Here is a 21,080-nt window from a genome sequence, read left to right as displayed (position 1 = left end):
TCACTGTCCCCCGTAGAAGTAGTCGTCGATACCCGCGGTGACCAGGTCGCGATGCCCGAGATCGGGTACGCCGGCCATCGCCGCGCGGACCGTGGTCGTCGGCGGGCCGGCCGTCCCCCACTGGTCGGAGAGTTCGGGGGTCCGCTTCCAGGTCCGGCACAGCCAGCGGTCCTCGTCGATCTGGGCCACCTCGGAGGTGTACTCGCACACCAGCCCGGCCGGATCGGTGAAGTACGAGAAGGTGTTGTCGCCCGGACCGTGCCGGCCGGGACCCCACTGCGGGACGATGCCGCTGCGTTTGAGGCTGCCGAGCCCCCGCATGAAATGGTCGAGACTCTCCATCTCGTAGGCCACGTGGTTGATCGACGGGAAATCGGCCTGGTTCAGGGCGATGACGTGGTGGTCGGAATTGCAGCGCAGGAAGGTCATCTGGTGTTCGGACCAGTCCGAGATCCGCATACCGAGCACCTGGGTATAGAAATCGGCGGTGCGATCGATATCGCTGGTGTTGAGCACGACATGCGCGAGCTTGCGCGGGATCGCCCGGCGCCCGGCCGGTTCCTGCGCCGAGACGGCGAACGTATCGGCGGACAGCTCCAGGCAGCGGCCCTCCGGATCGACGAGTTGCAGACCGTAACCGCCGCCCGCGTCGTCGAGCGGACCGGGTTCGCGCAAAAGCGGGATGCCCAGCTTCTGGAGTGCGCGGGCCGCCTCGTCGACCTCCCGCGGAGTGCCGAGCGCGAACGAGATCCGGTCCAGCGCGTTGCCGGCGCCGGCGCGCAGTTGCAGCACATGGTGCTCGCTGCCCGTGGCGCGCAACCAGAAGGTGTCACCGTCTTCGTCGACGGTGCTCAGCCCCCAGGCCTCGTGATAGAAGTCGCGCGAGCGGGCCGGATCGGGCACCGTGACCGATACCGACCGTAACGCCCGCAGAGTACAGACCGGTGTTCCGGAGAATCGCATGATCGACCTTTCTGTCGAGGGTGACCGGTTACAGGTCGAGGACGAGTTCGGCGGAGCGGCACCGGGAAACGCAGACGAACATGGTGCCGCCGGTCTGCTGTTCCTCGGGCGAGAGCAGGAAGTCGCGGTGCTCGACATCGCCCTTGACGACGCCGACCTCGCAGGTTCCGCAGATACCTTCGGTGCACGAGCTCTCCACCGGCACACCGGCGTTCTGTAGTGCGCTCAGGACCGAGACATCCGGGCCCACCGGGATCCGGCGCCCGCTGCCGGCGAGGATCACGTCGAATGCCGTGTCCTCCCCGGTGGCCACCGGTTCGGGTGCCTTGAATCGCTCGATACGCAATTGTCCGGGGTCCGGGAGCGCGTCCCGGCAGGCCGACATCAACGCCTCGGGACCGCAACAATAGGCGACGGTATCGGCGTCGATATCCCCGAGCAGCCCGGCGAGGTCGGGGAATCGACCCGCTGCCGCGTCGTCCGCGTGGATCGTCACGCGGTCGGCGGGCAGTGAGCCGATCTCCTCGAGAAACGCCATCGTCGACCGGGATCGTCCGGTGTAGAGCAGCGTCCAGTCCGCGCCGTCGCGGTGCAGGGTGCGCACCATCGACAGGATCGGGGTGATCCCGATCCCGCCCGCGACCAGGATGTGGCGGGCCGCGGTGTCGAGCGCGAAGTTCTGGCGGGGCCCCTCGACCTCGAGCAGCCCGCCGACCGGCAGCAGGTCGTGGATATGGGAGCTGCCGCCCCGCGAATCCGGGGTGCGCAGCACCGCCACGGTCCAGCGCGACCGGTCCGCCGGGTCCGAGCAGAGCGAATACTCCCGGACGAGCCCGTTCGGCAGATGCAGCGCGAGATGCGCGCCGGGTTCCCAGGCGGGCAACTGCGCACCGGACGGGTCGGCGAACGTCACGCTGATGACACCGTCGGCTTCCCAGGTCTTCTGCTGGACGCGCAGCGTCCGCCTCGTCGGCTCGTCCATCGGGCTCTCCTCGTACTTCTTCCGGACTCGAATCAGCGCGTGACGCCGTACATTTCGGAGCTGGGCGGGTAGGTGGGCAGCTGCGGCTCGGGGGTGCCGATGATGACGCAGAACAGCGCGTCGGAGTCGGAGACGTTCGCGAGGCTGCGCGGCACCCCGGCGGGGACGCGGATCAGGTCGCGGTAGCCGAGGGTGCGCACCGCCTTCTTCGTTCCGTCCTCGACATCGTGGACGGCGACCTCGATCTCTCCCTCCAGCACGTAGAAGACCTCTTCGACATCGTGATGGGTGTGCTCGGGGCCGACCGCGCCCGCGGGCAGGCGCATATTGGAGAAGGTGAAGTGGTCGGCCTTGATGATGTTGTTGTCGGTGTCGTGGTTGCCGGTGGCACCCGAGCCGATGTAGCGGATCTGCGCCCGCTTGAAACGGTCACCACCCTTGGCCGCCTGGAACCCGAGCGTGTCCCAGTCCTCGTAGCGGGTGTCGGCGGCGGCGATGCAGGAGTCGATCAGGGCTTCGAGATCGACGCCGGTCTTTTCGGTGCTGGACATGATGTGTGCCTTCCTCTGTGGGTGATCCGTGGGACGCGGGTGCGCTACCCGCGGTGGGCGATGGCCTCGATCTCGACCGTCGCGCCGTAGGGCAGCGCGGCGACCTCGACGAACGACCGCGCCGGACGCGGTTCGGCGAACACCGCCTCGTAGTGCCGGTTCGCCTCGTCCCGCAGGGCGACGTCGGTGACGAAATAGGTGGTCTTCACGACGTGCTCGAGCGTCATATCGATGGTCGAGAGCCGCTCGCTCAGCCGCGCCATCGCGGCTTCGAGAGCCTCCCGGCGGCCGGGGACCGCGACCCCGTCCTCATCGACCGACAGTGCGCCGGAGACGAATCCGAAGCCGGCGATACCGAAGGCCGGGCTGTAGGGATGAGCGCTCATGGTGCTCCCTTCTCACAGACCTGCCCAGGGCAGCGGCTGCCCGGACACGTCGAGGTAGATGCTCTTCTGGTTCATGTAGGACCGGATTCCGTCGCGGCCCTTCTCGGTCCCGATTCCGCTGTCCTTCAGCCCGCTGAAGGGGGTCGAGATGCTGAACTGCTTATAGGTGTTGATCCACACCGTTCCGGCCTGGACGGCGCGGGCCGTGCGCCAGGCACGCCGGTAATCCGAGGTCCAGATCCCGCAGGCCAGGCCGAACACCGTGTCGTCGGCCTGGACGACGACGTCGGCCTCGTCCTCGAACGGGAGCACGACGGCGACGGGCCCGAAGATCTCCTCCTGGCAGATCGTCGCGCTGTTCGGCACACCGGTGAGCACGGTGGGCAGGTAGTAGGCGCCGTCGGCGAGTGCGGGATCCGCGGGTGCGGCGCCGCCGCACAGCACTGTCGCGCCCGCGCGCACCGCGTCGTCGACCATCGCCGCGACCCCGTCCCGGTGTTCGCGGGTGACCATGGGCGCCACCTGCGTACGCGGATCGGTACCCGGTCCCACCCGCAGTGCCGTGGTCGCCGCGACGAGGCGGTCGACGAACTCGTCGTAGACCGCGCGCTGGACGAAGACCCGCGAACCGGCGATACAGCTCTGGCCCGACGAGGAGAAGATGCCGTACAGCACGCCGGCGAGCGCCTGATCGAGGTCGGCGTCGGCGAAGACGATGGTGGGCGATTTGCCGCCGAGTTCCAGCGTGATCGGCATCAGCTTCTCCGCGGCGACATGTGCCAGCGCACGACCGGTCGCGGTGCCACCGGTGAACGAGATCTTGCCGATGCCCGGATGCCGGGCGAGCGCGTCGCCGACGGTCCGGCCCGGACCGGGCAGCACCGACAGCAGCCCGGGCGGCAGTCCTGCCTCCTCCGCCAGCCGAGCCAGCAACAGGGTCACCCACGGCGCCCACACCGGCGGTTTGGCGACGACCGCGTTTCCCGCGGCGAGAGCCGGGGCGATCTTCTGCGCGTCCGAGGCGATCGGCGAGTTCCACGGCGTGATGGCGCCGACGACGCCCATCGGCTCGTGAGTCGCGAAGGTGAGGAACGGGCCCCGCCGGGGCGTGATCGCCTCCTCCATGGTCTCGAGCGCCGACGCCATGAACCGGAAGGTGCCGGCGGCACTGCGCGCGAGTGCGCTGGTCTCGGCCAGCGTCTTTCCGGTGTCGACGGTTTGCAGGGCGGCGATGCGGTCGATGTTGGCCTCTATCGCGGTGCCGATGCGGTACAGGACGGCCGCGCGCTCGTGCGGCAGCAGGTGCGCCCAGCCGGAACTCGCGACGGCCCGCAGACCGCCGTCGACGGCCCGGTCGACATCATCTGCGACGGCACCGTGCAGGCGGGCGAAGATCCGGCCGGTGGCCGGATCGACCGATTCGATGACCTTGCCCGAGCCGCGCACCCACCGGCCGGCCACGAAGATCTCGTCGGCCGTGTCGGGGACCGGTCCGGCCGCCCACGAACGATCGAGGTTCGCGGTGCCGGCGGGCACGACTTCCGGCCCGAAGGCGGAGATCTCGCTCGCCGCACGCGGCGAACGGGTGCTCGTGCTGCTCTGTAAGTCCATCGGAGTCTTCATCCGTTCCCTCTGTCGCAGCACTTGTCCGGGGCAGTCACCGCTCCGAATCCCTCCGGTAAAAGAGTCTGAGCTATAAGATACTTTGCGTCAAGATGTCTGCGTGAATTTGTCGTAACGGGCCCGGTCCGGGCCGCTTCCGGGCACTCGACGTCGTGTCGAGCGGACCGGTCAGGCGATGAGATTCGGGGAGCCGGTCAGGTGCGCCAGCGTCCGCAGGATCGAGTACGGCACCACCGCGCTGGTCCGCGGATTGTCCGCGCTCGGCAGATTCTCGATCTTGATCGAGTACCTGCCGATCGGCCCCGAGGCCTCGATCTCGTGACAGGTCAGGTCCGCGTCCGGATCGGCGTACAACTCGACCGAGACCGTCTCCCAGTCGCTCACCGCGAAACTCACCGCGGCCGCGACATTGAGCGATTTCGGGAACAACCGCGCCGCCTCGGCCGAACTACCCGCGAATACCCGCAGCCGCGTCGTCGTGGTACCGATCCGGCGCCGCTCCGCTGCGTCCATCCACGGTTGTACCAGTGATCCCGGCGATTTCGTCGACCGGACGAGCACGTGGTCGAACGGCGCGGCGTCGCGTGCGGCGGCGAGCAGGTCGAGACCGCCGACCGCGCCGTGTGTACACACGACCCGGCCCGGTCCACTATCCGCGACCTGTTGCGCGAAAGCGGGGTCCGACAGCGCCCCGACCGACGACACCAGCAGATCACACCCCGCGTCGACCACTTGCCGGCCGACTTCCCGGACCGCCTCCTGCGAGGCGCATTCGACCACCACATCCGCGATCTCGAGTGCGTCCGCGAGCGAGAGCACGGGCGCCGGGGGATTGCCGATCGGGGACCGATTGACGATCCCGACCAGCTCGGCACCGGGCACATCGCCGCGGACGAGCCGATCGGCCACGACCGCGCCGATACTCCCGTAACCGAGCACGCATACCCGCACCGGCCCCCGGCCTTCGAGCACCGCAGCGGCCCGGCGCGCGCCGTGGTATCCCGAAGTCATGGCGCCCCCTTGGAAAGAGTTACCTCTGGTCGGTGGAGGCTGCGGCGTGGGCGGAGGTAACGCCTCATCGCACCCCCTCGGAGTCGATCGGCCGCGGTCGGCAGAAACCGCAGTGTACGCGGAGGTATCGCCTCATCATGCCCCTTCGGAAACGGTTGTACACGGACGGCGGAGGCCGCGGCGCCGGAGGGGGCCCGCCTCATCGCACCCCCTCCGCTCCGCGCGCGGCGATCGCCTCGTAGACCCGCTGCGGTGACAGCGGGAGCTCGGTGAGCTGAACGCCCACCGCGTCGGCGACGGCCTGGGCGATGGCACTGGCGACGGGGAGCATCCCGCCCTCCCCCATGCCCTTGCTGCCGAACGGTCCCGCGCCGTGGCCCTGCTCCTGTGTGATCGAGACGAACCGTTCGGGAATATCCTCGGCGAGCGGCACCCGGTAGAGCAGCGCCTCGGCATTGAGCAGTTCGCCGTCCGGGTCGTACCGGAGTTCTTCGAACAATGCCTGTCCCAGTCCGAACACCGCGGCCCCTTCGTCCTGACCACGGCACGCGATCTTGTTGATGACCTTGCCGGCGTCACCGCTGACCGCCAGTTGCAGCACGGTGATCCGGCCTGTCTCGGGGTCGACCTCCACTTCGGCGGCCGCCCAGCCGATCTCCCAGAACACACACGGTGCCTCGAGCGGCGCGCGGTGATCGTTGCGCGCCTTGTAGAAACCGTCGGCGGAGAACTCGAATCCGGTGTTCCCGAAGACGTCCATGATCATCGGGAACAGGTCGTGCACGGTCCCGTCGGGTGTGTGCACATGCCAGTTCACGAGCTCGAGCACCGCGGGATCGACGGCGAGCTGCGTACCGGCCCAGTCGAGTACCTGATCCCGGAGCTTCTCGGCCGCCGTCCGCACCGCCTGCCCCATCACCGCGACTCCCGAGGAGGCGTTGGTCCCCTGGTCGAACGGGGTGTTGTCGGTATCGATGCGCGCGTAGGCCACCCGGGCGGGATCGCAGCGCAGCACCTCGGCGACCAATTGCGCCATCGCGGAGTGCCCACCCTGCCCCATCTCGGTGAGCGCGCAGTTGAGCAGGACATCGCCCCGCGTGGTGACCTTGACCCTGGCCATCGCCGGTTTGTTGATACCGCCGCCGTCCTTGACGCCGACCGATACGCCCATCCCCCGGTTCCCGGTGCGAGCACGCCCGTGGTAACCGATCGCGTCGGCCACCAGTCGCAACCCCGCCGCCAGGTCGGAGTCGATCCCGGATTCCCCCGGCACGAACTCCTCACCGAGTGCTTTGAGATTGCGCACCCGCAGTTCGTAGGGGTCCAGTCCGAGGCGATCGGCGATGAGATCCACCTGCCGCTCACTGGCCCATGTCGCCTGGGTACCACCGAAACCCCGGTAGGCCCCGGCCGGCACGGTATTGGTGGTGACGACCTTGCACACCGAATCGATGTGCTGCCAGCGGTAGGCGCCGGGTATCCGGTAACCGGCCTTCTCCGCGACCGCCGGACTGTGCTCGGCATAGGCACCGCCGTTGAGCAGCACCGTCGACTGCCGGGCGACGAACGTACCGTCGGCGCGCACACCCGATTTCACGATGAGCGTCGCCGCGTGCTGCGAGACCGTGAGGAACACCTCCTCGGTGGTCATACAGAACCGGACCGGCCGCCCGCCGCTGAGCTGGGAGAGCCGGATCGCGACCGGATCGGCCTTGGGTCCGTTCTTCGCGCCGAAACCACCACCGATCAGCGGCACATGGACGCGGATCCGGTTCTCCGGCAGCCCGAAGACACGCGCGAGTTCCTTGCGGAGGTTGAACGGCGCCTGCGTCGAGGTCCATACCTCGATCTCGTCGGCGCTCGCCTCGGCGACGGTCACGAACGGTTCGAGATGCATATGGTTCATCCGCGAGAACTCGAAAGTGTCCTCGAAGATGTGGTCACACGCCTCCCAGACGTCGGGCGAGCCGGTGCGGTAACGGAACTCGTAGCTCACATTCGGTTCACTGCGCAAGGACGCCGACGCGCCCTGCCCGTACTTCGGGATCACCCCGAACGGCTCGTCCGGATGGATGACCGGCGCCGATTCCGCGAGCGCGTCGGCCACGGTGAACACCGCCGGCAGCACCTCGTACTCGACCCGGATGAGGTCCAGCGCCGCGAGCGCGGTGCGCTCGTCGACGGCGGCGACCGCGGCCACCACGTCGCCGACGTAGCGGACGACACCGGTGGCGACCACCGGCTGGTCCTTGACCATCGTCCCGTAGCACTGCAAGCCGTCGATCTCGTCCTGGGTCACGATGGCGGTGACACCCGGCAGCGCCCGGGCGGCCGCGGTGTCGATGGCGACGATGCGGGCGTGCGCGTGCGGACTGCGCAGCACCTTCGCGTGCAGCATGCCCGGGCGCACGATATCGGCGCCGTACACGGCCCGCCCGGTCACCTTCGCCGTCGCGTCCGCGCGCGGGCCGTCCCGGCCGACCACCCGGTGTTCCGTTGGTGCCGTGGGCAATTCGTAAATCCGGTATCCGCCGGCCGTTTCCCCGTCCTCGACCAGGTGGGTGCGGGCCTGGACCACCGGGCCGGAGGCCGCCGACCGATCCGATACCGCCGTCATTCGCGATCCCCCTCCTGCGCGGCCGTCAGTTCCGCCGCGCGTTCGACGGATTCCAGGATCATTTCGTAGCCGGTGCAGCGGCAGGTGTTCGAACTGATCCATTCGCGAATGGTGCCGCGGTCGGGCCGGGGCTCCCGGCGCAGCAGACCGGTGGTCAGCATCAGCATCCCGGAAGTACAGAAACCACACTGGTAACCACCGCATTCGGCGAACGCCCGCTGCTGCGGCGAGAGCGTTCCGTCCGCGGCCGTCAGCCCCTCGACGGTCTCCACAGCGGCGCCGTCGACCGCGAACGCGAATGTCGAGCAGGAGGCGACCGGTACATCGTCGACCAGTACCGTGCAGGCCCCGCAGACACCGCGCTCACACGAACGCCGCACACCCCGGCAGCCGAAGTCGTCGCGCAACACATCGAGCAGGACCGCGCTCGAATCGATTCTGCGGTGCTGTTTCTCGCCGTTGAGGCTGAACTCTATCGAGGTGTCGAGCGTACTCGGCGGAGCTTGCGCGCCGGCCGGTCTCGTCTCGGCATCGGGATCACACATGCGGTCGGTCATCTGCTGCTTCCGGCCGAGCGGCTCACGGAGGAGATTCATCTCAGTCCTCGAGCGTGATGAGGTGCGGGGTGACGTCGAAGCCCTCGGGGATCCGCCCCTGAGCGGCGAGCATCTCGGCGACGGACTGCATCTTCGCCGGATCCATACTCGACGCGAAGATCGGCAGCGACATCGACTGCGCCACCTCCGCCGGAACCTTGGCGACACCGGGCAGCCAGCTGCGGAAATCGGCCTCGTGGGCGGAGATATCGGCGCCGGCGGCGTAGATCGCGCGAGCGAACGCCGCGGTGGTGTCCGGATTGGCGTCCACGAAATCGTCGCCCGCGACGAAGATCGACGCCGGCAGTGCGTTGTTGGTGTCCGTCGTGAGGTCCGCGATCTCCCGCATCCCGGCGCCGCGCGCGGCCGAGGAGAACGGCTCGGGGGCGTACCCGACGTCGATCGACCCGGCCTGCACCCCGGGCAACATCTCGGGGAACGGCACCTCGACGTATCGCGGTTCGATATCGACGCCCTGGTCGGCCGCGAGGTTGCCGATGGTGACATCGCCGATGTTGTTGGTGGTGTTCACGCCGACGGTCTTGCCGTCGATATCGGCCAGCGACCGGATCGGTGAATCCGGCTTCACGTACAGGATCCCACTACCGTCACCGAGCGAGGCCGTATGCGCGACGGTCGTGATCGGCGTCTTCCGCGACTGCGCGATCGCCGCGGAGATCGAGTTGGCGATGCTGAAGTCGAGTTCCCCCGAGGCGACCTTCTGGATGCCGATGGGGCCACCCTGGATCGGCTCGAGCGTCACCGTGAGCCCCTCCTTCTCGAAATAGCCCTTCTCGTCCGCCCAGTACACCGCCGCGTAATCGGCCAGCGGCAGGACGCCCACCGAGACCTCGGTCTGCTCGAGGGTGCCGTCGGTGGCCGCGGCGGGGCGCTCGCCGGAACCGCTGCACGAGCTCAGAACCAGGGCGGAGCCGGCCAGCAGGGCCGCGGCCGCGAGGCGGATTGTCGTCATGAACGTCTCCTGTCGGGACGAGGGTGGCGACCGGGCCGATTCCGCCGCGGTAGCCGAACATCTTGGCTGCAAGAGATTTGTACTTCCTTACCGCTAAGAGGTCAACGCCGAATGGGCGGGAATTCGATGATTAACAGGCGGTTAACCCCGCCGGAATCTGCCGCCCCGAGCAGAGAGATGCAGGTCACACCGCGGATCGCGGTGTGACGGCCCCCATAAAAAATGCCGGAGAGTTTTCCCGAAGAAGTCCCCGAAAACGACGAACGCTCCCAGATCGTGAGATCCGGGAGCGCGCAGAGCAGGCGCTCAGGCGGAGCGATCGACCGCGTCGCCCTCCCCCACCGGCAGCTCGGCCGTCCGCAGTGACCCCTCCAGCACCGTGAGCAGCCCCGCCAGCTGAGTTTTCTGGTCGGCATCCAGGCCCACCAGCATCCGCGCGAGTTCGGCGAAGTGCGCGTCGGCGACCCGGTCCACGAGATCGCGCCCCGCGTCGGACAGCGTCACATAGACCACCCGGGCGTCCTCGGGGTCTCGTTCCCGCAGCACCAGCCCGGCCTCTTCCAGCCGGTTGACCCGCAGCGTCAGGCCCCCGGTCGTGACGAGCGTCTGCTTCGCCAGCTCACCCGCCGTGCGCCGGAAGTCCGGCTCCGCGCGGCGCAGGCACGCGAGGACGTCGAACCCCGCCTCATTGGTGCCGAACTGCTCGAACACCCCGTTGATCCGCGAGCGATAGAGCAGAAAACTGCGATGCATGCGGCCGAAGATCTCCAATGCGGAGACATCGAGTTCGGGCCGCGACTGGGCCCATTGCCGGATGATCTCGCCGACACCGTCCGAGTTTTCCGTCACTGCCCCTGCCACAACCCATCTCTCGTCGCCCGCTGACTTACCTTTGCGCAAAGGTACTGTACGATCTTTTCTATCATCCCACCAGCGTGGGACTCCGGCGATCGTCTCGCCGGCACAACTCGGTCGCGGAGACGACAGGAACGCCGACAGCGACCACCGGCCGCGAACCGCGTACCGATCGACGGTACGTGGACCGGCACGACAAGGCAGAGGGTAGTCCGGATGCGCGAGGTGCTGAACACCGTGGCCCGATGGCAGGCAACCGGAATCGACTGCGCCCTGGCCACAATCATCCGATCCGAGGGTTCGATTCCGCGGCCCGTCGGCACCGTGATGGCCGTCGCGCGAGACGGGACCGTTGTCGGCAGCATGTCGGGAGGCTGCGTCGAAAGCGATGTCTTCCATCTCGCCACCGAGGTGATGACCACGGGGAAAGCGACCGTACGCCGGTACGCGGTCGACGATGCCGGCGCCGGATCGGTCGCGTTGATGTGTGGCGGCTCGATGGATGTGCTCGTCCAACGCGCGGGCCCGACGGATATCCCCGGCCTCGCCCTGGTCGCGGACAGCGTCGCGGCGGGCCGGCCGGTCGCGACGGCGACCGTCGTCTCCGAGGGCGCCCTCCTGGGCAGGCCGATCGTCACCTCGGGTACCTCCTGGGCCGGCAGCTGCGGCGATCCCCTGCTGGATACGGCAGTTCTCGCCCGGGCCACCCGGCACCTCGACGCCGGCACCACGACGACGGTACAGCTGGGCGAGACCGGAGACTGCGCCGAAAACGCAGTGTCGGTGCTGATCTCGTCCATCGCGCGGCCGCCGGCCATGCTGGTGTTCGGCGCGGTCGATTTCGCCCACGCCCTCGTCCGGGCGGCGAAACTTCTGGGATACTCGGTGACGCTGTGCGACGCCCGGCCGGTTTTCGCGACTCCCGAACGGTTCCCGGATGCCGACGAAGTGGTCGTGATGTGGCCTCAGGACTATCTGAAGCAGGCGGCGATCACGCCGTCCACCGCCATCTGCGTACTCACCCACGATCCGCGCTTCGATGTTCCGGCCCTCGAGATCGCCCTGCGCTCCGACGCGGGCTACGTGGGCGCCATGGGCAGCAGGCGGACCCATACCGACCGAATGGAACGTCTCCGCGGTGCCGGGGTGACCGAAGCCGAGCTGAGTCGGCTGTCCTCACCGATCGGTCTCGATCTGGGCGCCGCGACTCCGGAGGAGACCGCCGTCTCCATTCTCGCGGAGGTCATCGCCCTGCGCCGCGGCGGCAGCGGAACGCCGCTCGGACGTATCGCGGGCCCGATCCACCCACCGGAGCCGGACCCGGGGGACACCCGGGTTCTCCGGCCGCAACGGTAGGTCCCGACCTGCCGTGCGCCCAGCTCCGGGAGGCCGGTGCGGCGACCGGGCAGCGCTGAACGAGGCACCGCGGACGAAGCGGGTGCGCGGCCGCTCGACAGGCGTCGCCGTCGACGGTAAGCATGGGCGAATGGTGAGCCGCCGAGACCAGATCAAACGTGTCGCCGCCGGGCTTTTCGTCGAGCGCGGAGTAGCGGGGACCAGCGTCCGGGATATCGCCGAGGGTGTCGGGATGTTGTCCGGGAGCCTCTACCACCACTTCCCGTCCAAGGATGCGATCGCGTTCGCGATCCTCGACGACTTCCTGACCGACCTGAACGCCCGCTACCGATCCGTGCTCCCCCACGTGAACGGGATGCGGGAGGAGTTGCGCGCACTGGTCTATTCCTCGATCGAGATCGCCGAGGCACATCCGTACGCGACCGAGATCTATCAGAACGAAAAGGCATATCACGGGCCGGGCGCGCCCGCGGAGATCGCGCACGCGGTCCGGGAAGCGCACACGTTCTGGATCGACGCCGCGACCCGGGCCAGTACCTGCGGGGAACTGCGCGCCGGACTCGACCCGGTCGAGTTCGCGCGGATGCTGCGCGAGGGTGTGTGGTGGTCGATCCGCTACCACCGGGAACATCTGTCGCAGCGGCGCGACGAGGTGACCGACACCGTGGTGGCCGCCTTTGTCGACGGCGGTGCCGCACCGGAGGCCCGCGCGTCCGGTGCCCCGGCGGGCGACGCCGCGGCGATCACCGATCGACTGGACCGCATCGAGCGCCGACTGGAGGATCTGTCGAAACGCCTGGTCGACGAACCGTAACCCGGTTTCGCTCGACCGCTTTCGCGGCAACCCGTTGACAGCAGCAGTGGCGCAGGACACACTCTCAAGCAGTCGCTTGGCTATGACCAAGCGTGTGCTTGATTGGTGGTGGTCTCATGAGACGTACCCGGATTCTTTCCTGGGTGCTGGCCGCGGCGCTGCTGCCGGTCGGATGCGCTCAGGTCCGTGAACCGGTGGACGACTACATCGTCATCGGCATGGACGAGGATTCGACCGGGCCGGGTGCGTCGTATTCGACGATCGCCGGTGACACCGTCCGCGCCACGGTCGATCGGCTCAATGCCGGGGGTGGGATCGGCGGCAAAGAGGTCCGGCTGGTGGTGGAGAACGACGAGAGCAGTCCGACCAACACCCCGTCCATCATTCGCAAGCTGGTCGACCAGGGCGCGTCCGCCGTCATCCTGGCGACCGGGAGCGGATCGGCACTCCAGGCCAAACAGATTTCGCAATCCACCGAGGTAGTCACCATCGCGCCCACCGCGCTCACCGACGCGGTCGCCGGTCCGCCTGGTAACGAGTACGCCTATATGGTGCCCAATCCGCTGGCCCAGTACGCCGATGTCTACTGCGGCGCCTTCGCCGCGCAGGGCCGGAAGCGGCTCGGCGTGCTGGCCGATTCGAGTCCGGCGATCGCGGGCATCCTCGATACGCTCTATCCCAAGCTGCGCGGGTGCATCGATATCGTCGGCACCCAGAAGGCGGCCGTCGACGCGGCCGATCTCACCGCGGGGGTCAGCCGGCTGCTCGACAGTGATCCCGACGTCGTCCTCGTCGCAAGCGTCGGCGGGAACTTCGAACTGCTCGCGCAGAACACGGTGCATCGGCTGGCGCCCGGACTGCAACGGTTCTCACTGGCGTCGATCGGAAACCAGCCGCGGTCGTGGAAGCTCGCCGCGCCCGGTTCGCTCGACGGCCTGGTCTACATGGGCAGCCTGAGCGACGACAATCCGCGGACCACCGAACTGCAGAACTGGCTGCGCACCGCGAAGGGACCGAATTACTCCCTCACCGCCTACGACGCCCAGGCCTACGACGCGGTGATGCTGCTCGCGCGGGCGATCGAGCTCGCCGGGACCCATACCGATCGGCAGCGCCTCAACCAGGCCATGCAGCAGGTCCGCGGCATTCCGGCGAGTTTCGGCCAGGCGCCGCTGACCCTGTCGTTCGCGCCGGACGACCATATCGCCCCGGATTCGGCCTGCGGGCTGGTGCTCATCGAATTCGGTGCCGACAACACCCCGGCCGGCCCCTGGGCCGAGTACCAGCCGGAGTGCGCACCGAAGGGATCCGAACGATGAGCGATCCACAGTTGTGGCTGGCCGGCGCCGAGATCGGTTGCTTCTTCGCACTCGTCGCCTTGTCGATCTACCTGGTGGTGGTGGGCGCGTCGTTCTTCAACTTCGCCGCGGGACCGTACGCGATGGCCGCGGGCCTGCTGGCGGGATACGTGTCGGCTCAGTGGGGTGTGCCGATCTTCGCCGGCGCGGTACTGGGAGTCGTGGCGGCCGTGGGAATATCGCTGGTGACCGAGATGGTGGTGGTCCGGCCGGTGCAACGCCGGTCCGGCGGCGCCGAACTCCCGGCCCTGGTCGCGGTGACCGCGACACTGTTCGCCATTCAGCAACTGGCGGGCACGGTCTTCGGCCGGACCCCGGTCGCGGTGCCGAACCTGTTGCCGCTGCCGGATTTCCACCTGGGCCCGGTCTCGGTACAGGGCACGACGGCGACCATCATCGTCGTCACCGTGATGGTCCTGTCGGCCACTGTTCTCTGGTTACACAGCACTACCACCGGGCAGTTGCTGCGCGCGGTGGGTGACAATCACGACGCGGCCCGGATGATCGGCGTGCACGTCACGCGGGTCCGGTTGTGGGCGTTCGGGCTCTCCGGCGCGATCGCCGGAATCGCGGGAGTGGTCTTCGCGGCGAAATCGGGCGCCCAGTTCACCAGTGGATTGTCCTGGACGCTGACGGGTTTCCTCGCACTGGTCGTCGGCGGCACCGGGAAACCGTGGGCGCCGTTGATCGGCGGGCTGGCACTGGGCTGGGTACAGGTTTTCGGCAGTTTCTATTTCGGCGCCACCGGCAGTTCGATCGGCGTTTTCCTCGTCGCCCTCGTGTTCTTCGCGTTCCGGCCCGAAGGCCTGTTCCAACGAAAGGTGCGTGTGTGATGGCCGTTTCCGCGATCGCGACCACCAAACCCGCCGCGCGGACCGTCCTCGCGGAACTCGGCGTATGCCTCGCCGTCGTCGCCGTGGTGCTGCTGTGGATGGGACCGAGCCTGTACCGGCAGGACCTCGTCTTCCTCGCCGCCACCTACGCGCTGGTGGCGCTGGGCATGTACCTGCCCTTCGTGCTGGCCGGCTCACTGTCCATGGCGTACAGCGCCTATGCGGCCATCGGCGCGTACGCGGTGGCCTACCTCTCGGTGAAACAGGGGTGGTCGCCGTGGTGGGGCTGGCTCGCCGGCATGGTGATCGCCGCCGTGGTCGCTCTCGTACTCGCGGTCGCGACCAGGAAGCTGTCGGGGTTCTACCTCGCCGCCGTGACCTTGCTGTTCGCCATCGCATTCGAACACTGGCTGGGCGACGCCACCACGATCACCGGCGGGGCGTCGGGAATCTCCGGTATTCCGGTGCCCTCCCTGTTCGGCTGGGAACCTCCGCGTTACGTCCAGGTGGTGGCCGCGATCGGGTTCGTCTGCGTGGTGGCGGTGTTCATCGACCGCCTGCGCCGCTCGGCCTGGGGTCTGGCCTTGTCCGCCGCGCGCGAGAACGCGCCGGCGGTGCGGTCCACCGGTATCTCCCCCACCCACCTGACCGTGGTGGCGCTGGCCTCCGGCGCGGCGATCGCCTCCACCGGAGGTGCCCTGTTCACCGCGTCGGTGCAGGCGGTGACCCCGGAGACCTTCGGCCTGGACCTGGTGTTCCTCGCCATCTTCATGCCGATCATCGGTGGTCGCGGTTCGGCCTGGGGCGCTCCGCTGGGGGCGCTGATCGTCGTCGGCGTCAGCCTGAACATGCCCGGCTACCAGGGTTCGGGCGAGCTGCTCCTGTCGGTGGTCGTACTGGTCATCCTCTTGCTCGCCCCCGGCGGTGTCATCGGCTGGACCCATCGGGCCTTCGAACGGTTCGTACCGTCCCGGAATCAGGACAGGAGGTGACAGTGATGGCACCCGCGGACCCCGCGACCCTGCTGTCGGTGCGGGGTGTGACCAAGCGCTACGGCGGCGTCACCGCTGTGGACCAGGTGAGTTTCGACCTGCCGGCCGGCAGCGTCCTCGGACTGGTCGGCCCCAACGGCGCCGGGAAGACCACCCTGGTCGACTGCATCGTGGGCACTCAATCCGCCGACGCGGGGACGGTGCACGTGGACGGCCGTACCCTGCCCTCCGGACCCGCGGCCCGCGCGCGAGCAGGCCTGGCCCGCACGTTCCAGCACCCGCAACTGGCTTTGGAACTGACTCCGGTCGAGAACATCGTGCCCGGCGTCGTCGGCCGGTCGATCGGTTCCTACGGGGCGTCGGTGCGCGCGTTCCTGCGCGGGCTCGCGGGCACGCCCCGCTCGGTACTGGACACCGCGGCCGCCGTGGCCGCGGAATACGGCGTCACCACCGAACGTGTTCCCACCGGCAGCCTCGGCCTGGGCTCCCAGCGGCTCGTCGAAATCGCCCGCGCCATGGCCGCGCGGCCGCGGGTACTGCTGCTGGACGAACCCTTCGCCGGGTCCGATACCGACGGGATCGCGGCGATCTCGCACGCGGTCCGGCAGGTGCGTGACGGCGGCCATTCGGTGGTCCTGGTGGATCACAATGTCGACCTGATCGCCGAACTCGCCGACTCGGTGGTGCTGCTGGCCGACGGTGCCGTGGCGTTCACCGGCACCCCGCAGGACTGTATGCGCAGCACCGAGATGCGCTCGGTGTACTTCGGTACCACCCAGGAGGCCCGATGATCACCGCCCGCGGAATCGGCGTCCGCTACGGAAAGGCCGTCGCGGTCCGGGAGACGGCGCTCGAGGCACGGTCCGGGGAGGTCACGGCGGTGGTCGGGCCGAACGGCGCCGGAAAGTCGAGCCTGCTGTCCGCGCTGTTCGGCAGTACACCGACGACCGGGACCGTCCTCGTCGACGACAACGACCTCAGCGGCGCGCCCGCCCGCAAGAGGCTGCGCGCCGGGATCGCGTTCGTGCCGCAGGGGCGGCAACTGTTCCCGCGCTTGACGGTTCGGGAGAACCTGGAGATCGGGGCCCGGCTGCTGGGCGCTCGCAACGACGTGCTCGATACCGCGTTCGACCGCTTCCCGATCCTGCGGACACGGTCGAAACAGCTCGCCGGTGTCCTCTCCGGCGGGGAGCAACAGATGCTGCTGCTCGCCCGGGCCCTGTTGGTACGGCCGCGCGCGCTGCTGCTCGACGAGATGACCACCGGACTCTCCCCCAAGATCGCCGGGGAACTGCTCGATCACGTACGCGGCCTGGCGGATTCGGGGATCACCGTACTGGTCGCCGAACCGGCGCTGCACCGGGTGGCCCGGATCGTCGACCGCGGGTACGTCATGGTCCGGGGCTCCCTGTCCGCGCCGCAGGACGACCCCGGTGCACTCGACACCGCCTACCGAGCCGCCATGGGTGTGCTCGAGGAAGCTCTGTGATGGAACACGTACCCTTGGCCGATCTCCCCGGATTCACAGCGGCCCCGGAGGCATACACCGACTACGCCGTGAGCGATCTCGTCCGCCATCGGGCCCGCACCCGCGCGGACGAACCCGCCTACATCAGCCCGGCCGGGACCACCACCTGGGCCGACTACGATCGCCTCGCCGAGCGGGTCTGCGCGGCACTGCTCTCGCTCGGCGAGATCCCCGCGGTCGCGGTGTATCTGCCCGACACCGTGGAATTCCACGCCACGCTCGTCGGCACCTACCGCGCGGGGATCCTCGCGGTCGCCGTCGGGGCCCGGTCCGGCCCGGCGGAAGTCGCGCATCTGATGTCGGCTTCCGGGTCCACCGTGCTCGTGACCGCCCGCGAGAACCGAGGTGTCCCCGTATCGGAGCTGTCGGAAGCACTACGGGCCCGCAATGCGGCTCCGGCGCACCTGGTGATCGTCGACGGGCTACAGGTCGGCGTCCAGGGCGCCGTGGAGCGCGCGGGCCGCCCGGCACCGGTCCGAGACTTCTCGGTGGACGATGTATGTCTGCTCAACAGCACGTCCGGCACCACGGGCCGGCCGAAACTCGTCATGCAGACCCAGCGACGGTGGAGTGCGTTCGCGGCGATCGCCTGCCGGAACGCGGAGATGGGCGCCCGGGAGACCGTCGCCGCGTTTGTGCCCGCCCCCTTCGGATTCGGGCTGTGGACCTCGCATTTCCTGCCCGCGCTCCTCGGTCGGCCCGCGCTGGTGATGCACCGCTTCGACCCGGCGGTCGCCATCGACCTGATGGCCGAGCACCGCGCCACCCTCCTCGCCTGTGTGAGCACCCAGTTCCGGATGATGCTGCAAACCCCGGACCGCGCGATATCCCGGGCCGACACGTTGCGCGTCATGTTCACCGGCGGTGAGGCCGTGCCCTACGCGGAGGCCCGGCGTTTCGAGGACGCCACCGGCGCGTTGGTCCTCCAGTTCTACGGCTCCAACGAAACCGGCGCGGCGAGCGCGACCACCGTCCACGACGACGACGAAACCCGGCTCGGCACCGGTGGCCGGCTCATCGAGGCGATGAACGTCCGCGTCCTCGACGACGGCACCGCGGGTCCGGGTGTCCGGCGCGGGCAACCGGCGGTCCGCGGGCCACTCATGTCCCCCGGCTACTGGAACGACGACGCCGCCAACGCCGAACTGTTCACCGACGACGGCTGGATCCGGCTCGGCGATATCGTCGAAGTCGACGACTCCGACCGGTTGCGCGTGGTCGGCCGGTTGGCGGACCTGATCATCCGGGGCGGCAAGAACATCTCCGCGCTGGAGGTGGAGGATTTCATCCGCGAGCATCCCGCGGTGGAGATGGTCGCCGCGGTCGGCGTCCCCGACCCGCTGTTCGGGGAGCGGCTGTGCGCGGCGGTGACACTGGCTCCTGGGGCCGATCGGCTGTCGCTCGCGGATCTCAACACCTGGCTGCGCGCCCAGGGCATCACCCGGGAGTATCTGCCGGAACGGCTGCGCGTACTGGAGAGCATGCCGTTGGCGCCGGGCGGGAAGATCGCCAAAGCGCGGGTCGAGCAGTTGGTCGTAACGAGTGCGGGAGACGACGATGACGGACGACGCAGCCAGCGGTGACCTCGGCGGGCGCACAGCGATCGTCACCGGGGCCGCACGGGGGCAGGGCCGGGCGATCGGCCGGGCACTGGCCCGGCGTGGTGCCACGGTATGGCTCGCGGACCTCTGCGCGCCCAGCGATACCGCCCCCTATCCGCTGGCCACCGAGGACGACCTGAGCGAAACCGCGCGGCTGATCGACGCGGACGGCGGGGCCTGTCACACCGGTGTGCTCGATGTCCGCGACTCCGCCGCGGTCACGGCGTTCGCCGCGACCGTCGCCGCGGAGACCGGAAGTATCGACATCCTCGTCACCTCCGCGGGCATCGTCGGCTTCGCGCCGGTCACCGAACTCTCCGATGCCGTATGGGCCGATATGCTCGCCACCAACCTGACCGGCACCTTCCACTGCCTCCGGGCGGTACTCCCCCATATGGCCACCGGCTGGGGCCGGATCGTGGCCATCTCCTCGATGAGCGGCCGGCAGGGCACCCCGAACCTCGCCCACTACTCGGCGTCGAAATGGGGCGTGATCGGGCTCGTCAAATCCGTGGCCCTCGAATACGCGGAAAGCGGTATCACGGCGAATGTCGTATGCCCCACCAATGTGGACACCCCGATGCTCCACAATCCGGCCCTGTATTCCCTGTTCGCCCCCGATCTCGACCATCCCTCCCGCCAGGACATCGAAGAGCGCTACGCGCGGATGAGCCCCATGCGGATCCCGTGGTGCCCGCCGGAAGCGGTCGCCGACGCCGTCGGCCATCTCGTCGGCGAGAGCGGGCGCTACGTCACCGGAACGGTGATCGACGTGGGGTTGGGTGGCACTGCCCGGATGCCATGAGACCTGCGGGTTCGCGAGGCGCACGCGCGGAAGGGCACTGTTCCGGCGAAAGCGGAAAAATTCGGCAGACGCCTGTGCGGCGCGCGGGCGAATCCGGGTTGCTTCGGTAGCGTGCTCACCCGTCCGGTATCCGAGACCAATGAGGAGTAGCGGGTGCGAACGCAGAGTCGGTGGGTGGTGCGGAAGCGGCTGCGCAGAGCCGCCGCGGTTGTTGCGTCGATGGTCCTGACCACCTGGGTGGGCGGGGCAGTGGTCAGCGCGTCCCCGATCGGCACCCCGGTGCTACGGGCCCCGGGCGGAGGCTACGAAGAGCTCTTCGTGCCGTCCGGTATGGGACCGATCAAGGTCCAGGTGCAGTGGGCGGCGCGCGGTGGCAGTGCGGCGCTCTACGTGCTCGACGGCCTCCGCGCCCCGGCCGATCACAGTCAGTGGACCAGTGATACCGACGCCCTGCGCCAGTTCGCGGGCGACAATGTCACCCTGGTGTTCCCGGTCGGCGGCCGGTCCAGTTTCTACACCGACTGGTACCGGCCCAGCGGGACCAACGGCCAGGCCGAGACGTACAAGTGGGAAACCTTCCTCACCCGTGAATTGCCCGACTTCCTGGCCGGGTACGGGGTGTCGCGGACCAACAAGGCCATCGTCGGCGCCTCCATGGGCGGCGGGGCCGCCCTGACATTGGCCGCGTACCACCGCGACCAGTTCAAGTTCGCCGGATCGTTCTCCGGGTTCCTGAATCCGACCTTCCCCCTGTGGAACGAAGCGGTCCGCGCCGCGATGTGGGACGAGGGCCGGTTCAATGTGGACGATATGTGGGGGCCGATCGGTGACCCCGCCTGGAGCCGCAACGACCCGACCGTGCAGGCCGAACTGCTGCGCGGGCTGCCGATGTACGTCTCGGCCGGCAACGGCAGCCCCGGCGCTCCCGATGTACCGTTCGGGGTCGGCAACACGATGAACGCCATGGGGCTGGAGGCGACGGCCGCGGTCGGCACCCAGATCTTCCGTGACCGGATCGCGGCACTGGGTATCCCGGCCCGTATCGATATCGTCGACGGCACCCATACCTGGCCCTATTGGGGCCGGGCACTGGCCACCGCGCGCCCGATGATCCTGGACGCACTCGGGGCCCACTGAGGCCTACTCACCCAGGCGTCCGAGAACGGTCGCGCATTCGCCGCGGACGGCCGCACCGGGCCGGGGGCGACTTCGCCCCCGGGCGCGCCGGGCGGGGCG

20 protein-coding genes are annotated in these 21,080 nt (G+C 68.8%); 10 read left to right on the top strand and 10 right to left on the bottom strand.

Going from position 1 to position 21,080, the window contains the following annotated elements; all coding sequences use genetic code 11:
• From ABZV91_RS10910 to ABZV91_RS10865, 10 genes are all read right to left on the bottom strand, one after another.
• Window positions 1–963 (bottom strand): VOC family protein, encoded by a 963-nt coding sequence (locus tag ABZV91_RS10910; protein ID WP_355238758.1) that lies wholly within the window; start codon window positions 961–963, stop codon window positions 1–3.
• Between the two features lie 28 nt (window positions 964–991).
• On the bottom strand, window positions 992–1,945 hold the full coding sequence (locus ABZV91_RS10905) for a PDR/VanB family oxidoreductase (protein WP_355238755.1): 954 nt from the start codon (window positions 1,943–1,945) through the stop codon (window positions 992–994).
• Between the two features lie 32 nt (window positions 1,946–1,977).
• Window positions 1,978–2,496, bottom strand: coding sequence for a cupin domain-containing protein (locus ABZV91_RS10900; protein ID WP_355238752.1), 519 nt, complete (start codon window positions 2,494–2,496; stop codon window positions 1,978–1,980).
• Window positions 2,497–2,540: 44 nt separating this feature from the next.
• A complete protein-coding gene (locus ABZV91_RS10895) occupies window positions 2,541–2,882 on the bottom strand; it encodes a RidA family protein (RefSeq protein WP_039829140.1) in 342 nt (113 codons plus the stop codon).
• 12 nt (window positions 2,883–2,894) lie between these two features.
• The gene (locus ABZV91_RS10890; protein WP_355238749.1) at window positions 2,895–4,493 is read right to left on the bottom strand and encodes an aldehyde dehydrogenase; all 1,599 of its coding nucleotides are present in this window, start codon (window positions 4,491–4,493) and stop codon (window positions 2,895–2,897) included.
• Between the two features lie 180 nt (window positions 4,494–4,673).
• Window positions 4,674–5,516, bottom strand: a complete 843-nt coding sequence (locus ABZV91_RS10885) for an aspartate dehydrogenase domain-containing protein (RefSeq protein ID WP_355238745.1) — start codon at window positions 5,514–5,516, stop codon at window positions 4,674–4,676.
• A gap of 199 nt (window positions 5,517–5,715) precedes the next feature.
• Window positions 5,716–8,133 (bottom strand): xanthine dehydrogenase family protein molybdopterin-binding subunit, encoded by a 2,418-nt coding sequence (locus ABZV91_RS10880; RefSeq protein WP_355238742.1) that lies wholly within the window; start codon window positions 8,131–8,133, stop codon window positions 5,716–5,718.
• Complete coding sequence (locus ABZV91_RS10875; RefSeq protein WP_355238739.1) at window positions 8,130–8,729, bottom strand: (2Fe-2S)-binding protein; 600 nt, start codon at window positions 8,727–8,729, stop codon at window positions 8,130–8,132. The genes ABZV91_RS10880 and ABZV91_RS10875 overlap by 4 nt, the downstream gene beginning before the upstream one ends.
• 1 nt (window position 8,730) lies before the next feature.
• Window positions 8,731–9,702, bottom strand: a complete 972-nt coding sequence (locus ABZV91_RS10870; protein WP_355238736.1) for an ABC transporter substrate-binding protein — start codon at window positions 9,700–9,702, stop codon at window positions 8,731–8,733.
• A gap of 306 nt (window positions 9,703–10,008) precedes the next feature.
• The gene (locus ABZV91_RS10865; RefSeq protein ID WP_355238734.1) at window positions 10,009–10,551 is read right to left on the bottom strand and encodes a MarR family transcriptional regulator; all 543 of its coding nucleotides are present in this window, start codon (window positions 10,549–10,551) and stop codon (window positions 10,009–10,011) included.
• 222 nt (window positions 10,552–10,773) lie between these two features.
• Here ABZV91_RS10865 and ABZV91_RS10860 point away from each other — a divergent pair, with 222 nt between their 5' ends.
• The 10 genes from ABZV91_RS10860 (at window position 10,774) to ABZV91_RS10815 (ending at window position 20,981) form a co-directional block, all read left to right on the top strand.
• Window positions 10,774–11,913, top strand: a complete 1,140-nt coding sequence (locus tag ABZV91_RS10860) for an XdhC/CoxI family protein (RefSeq protein WP_355238731.1) — start codon at window positions 10,774–10,776, stop codon at window positions 11,911–11,913.
• Between the two features lie 130 nt (window positions 11,914–12,043).
• Window positions 12,044–12,727 carry a helix-turn-helix domain-containing protein gene (locus ABZV91_RS10855; RefSeq protein WP_355238728.1) on the top strand — a complete coding sequence of 228 codons (684 nt, stop codon included), beginning with the start codon at window positions 12,044–12,046 and terminating at the stop codon, window positions 12,725–12,727.
• Window positions 12,728–12,843: 116 nt separating this feature from the next.
• Window positions 12,844–14,046: an ABC transporter substrate-binding protein gene (locus tag ABZV91_RS10850; protein WP_355238725.1), complete on the top strand. Its 1,203-nt coding sequence runs from the start codon at window positions 12,844–12,846 to the stop codon at window positions 14,044–14,046.
• Entirely contained in the window at window positions 14,043–14,918 is an 876-nt protein-coding gene (locus ABZV91_RS10845; protein ID WP_355238722.1) for a branched-chain amino acid ABC transporter permease, read from the top strand. The genes ABZV91_RS10850 and ABZV91_RS10845 overlap by 4 nt, the downstream gene beginning before the upstream one ends.
• Entirely contained in the window at window positions 14,918–15,910 is a 993-nt protein-coding gene (locus ABZV91_RS10840) for a branched-chain amino acid ABC transporter permease (RefSeq protein WP_355238719.1), read from the top strand. The genes ABZV91_RS10845 and ABZV91_RS10840 overlap by 1 nt, the downstream gene beginning before the upstream one ends.
• A gap of 5 nt (window positions 15,911–15,915) precedes the next feature.
• Entirely contained in the window at window positions 15,916–16,701 is a 786-nt protein-coding gene (locus ABZV91_RS10835) for an ATP-binding cassette domain-containing protein (protein WP_355238716.1), read from the top strand.
• Window positions 16,698–17,399, top strand: coding sequence for an ATP-binding cassette domain-containing protein (locus ABZV91_RS10830; protein ID WP_355238713.1), 702 nt, complete (start codon window positions 16,698–16,700; stop codon window positions 17,397–17,399). The genes ABZV91_RS10835 and ABZV91_RS10830 overlap by 4 nt, the downstream gene beginning before the upstream one ends.
• Complete coding sequence (locus ABZV91_RS10825; protein ID WP_355238710.1) at window positions 17,399–19,021, top strand: class I adenylate-forming enzyme family protein; 1,623 nt, start codon at window positions 17,399–17,401, stop codon at window positions 19,019–19,021. Before ABZV91_RS10830 ends, ABZV91_RS10825 begins: the two co-directional genes overlap by 1 nt.
• The gene (locus ABZV91_RS10820) at window positions 18,996–19,844 is read left to right on the top strand and encodes a mycofactocin-coupled SDR family oxidoreductase (RefSeq protein ID WP_355238707.1); all 849 of its coding nucleotides are present in this window, start codon (window positions 18,996–18,998) and stop codon (window positions 19,842–19,844) included. The genes ABZV91_RS10825 and ABZV91_RS10820 overlap by 26 nt, the downstream gene beginning before the upstream one ends.
• Window positions 19,845–20,063: 219 nt before the next feature.
• Window positions 20,064–20,981 carry an alpha/beta hydrolase family protein gene (locus ABZV91_RS10815; protein ID WP_355238959.1) on the top strand — a complete coding sequence of 306 codons (918 nt, stop codon included), beginning with the start codon at window positions 20,064–20,066 and terminating at the stop codon, window positions 20,979–20,981.
• Window positions 20,982–21,080: the final 99 nt, after the last annotated feature.

This window comes from Nocardia sp. NPDC004568 (genome assembly GCF_040609955.1).
GTDB lineage: Bacteria > Actinomycetota > Actinomycetes > Mycobacteriales > Mycobacteriaceae > Nocardia.
The sequence above is the reverse complement of the archived record's forward strand: the minus strand, read 5'-3'. Positions and strand labels throughout refer to the sequence as shown.

What these genes read in the sequence shown, in the direction of transcription:
- ABZV91_RS10860 (WP_355238731.1), top strand. Translation starts at nt 10,774, where the DNA reads ATGCGCGAGGTGCTGAACACCGTGGCCCGATGGCAGGCAACCGGAATC.
- ABZV91_RS10815 (WP_355238959.1), top strand. Translation starts at nt 20,064, where the DNA reads ATGGTCCTGACCACCTGGGTGGGCGGGGCAGTGGTCAGCGCGTCCCCG.
- ABZV91_RS10835 (WP_355238716.1), top strand. Translation starts at nt 15,916, where the DNA reads ATGGCACCCGCGGACCCCGCGACCCTGCTGTCGGTGCGGGGTGTGACC.
- ABZV91_RS10840 (WP_355238719.1), top strand. Translation starts at nt 14,918, where the DNA reads ATGGCCGTTTCCGCGATCGCGACCACCAAACCCGCCGCGCGGACCGTC.
- ABZV91_RS10820 (WP_355238707.1), top strand. Translation starts at nt 18,996, where the DNA reads ATGACGGACGACGCAGCCAGCGGTGACCTCGGCGGGCGCACAGCGATC.
- ABZV91_RS10830 (WP_355238713.1), top strand. Translation starts at nt 16,698, where the DNA reads ATGATCACCGCCCGCGGAATCGGCGTCCGCTACGGAAAGGCCGTCGCG.
- ABZV91_RS10900 (WP_355238752.1), bottom strand. Translation starts at nt 2,496, where the DNA reads ATGTCCAGCACCGAAAAGACCGGCGTCGATCTCGAAGCCCTGATCGAC.
- ABZV91_RS10875 (WP_355238739.1), bottom strand. Translation starts at nt 8,729, where the DNA reads ATGAATCTCCTCCGTGAGCCGCTCGGCCGGAAGCAGCAGATGACCGAC.
- ABZV91_RS10910 (WP_355238758.1), bottom strand. Translation starts at nt 963, where the DNA reads ATGCGATTCTCCGGAACACCGGTCTGTACTCTGCGGGCGTTACGGTCG.
- ABZV91_RS10885 (WP_355238745.1), bottom strand. Translation starts at nt 5,516, where the DNA reads ATGACTTCGGGATACCACGGCGCGCGCCGGGCCGCTGCGGTGCTCGAA.
- ABZV91_RS10855 (WP_355238728.1), top strand. Translation starts at nt 12,044, where the DNA reads ATGGTGAGCCGCCGAGACCAGATCAAACGTGTCGCCGCCGGGCTTTTC.
- ABZV91_RS10890 (WP_355238749.1), bottom strand. Translation starts at nt 4,493, where the DNA reads ATGGACTTACAGAGCAGCACGAGCACCCGTTCGCCGCGTGCGGCGAGC.
- ABZV91_RS10845 (WP_355238722.1), top strand. Translation starts at nt 14,043, where the DNA reads ATGAGCGATCCACAGTTGTGGCTGGCCGGCGCCGAGATCGGTTGCTTC.
- ABZV91_RS10825 (WP_355238710.1), top strand. Translation starts at nt 17,399, where the DNA reads ATGGAACACGTACCCTTGGCCGATCTCCCCGGATTCACAGCGGCCCCG.
- ABZV91_RS10895 (WP_039829140.1), bottom strand. Translation starts at nt 2,882, where the DNA reads ATGAGCGCTCATCCCTACAGCCCGGCCTTCGGTATCGCCGGCTTCGGA.
- ABZV91_RS10880 (WP_355238742.1), bottom strand. Translation starts at nt 8,133, where the DNA reads ATGACGGCGGTATCGGATCGGTCGGCGGCCTCCGGCCCGGTGGTCCAG.
- ABZV91_RS10870 (WP_355238736.1), bottom strand. Translation starts at nt 9,702, where the DNA reads ATGACGACAATCCGCCTCGCGGCCGCGGCCCTGCTGGCCGGCTCCGCC.
- ABZV91_RS10905 (WP_355238755.1), bottom strand. Translation starts at nt 1,945, where the DNA reads ATGGACGAGCCGACGAGGCGGACGCTGCGCGTCCAGCAGAAGACCTGG.
- ABZV91_RS10850 (WP_355238725.1), top strand. Translation starts at nt 12,844, where the DNA reads ATGAGACGTACCCGGATTCTTTCCTGGGTGCTGGCCGCGGCGCTGCTG.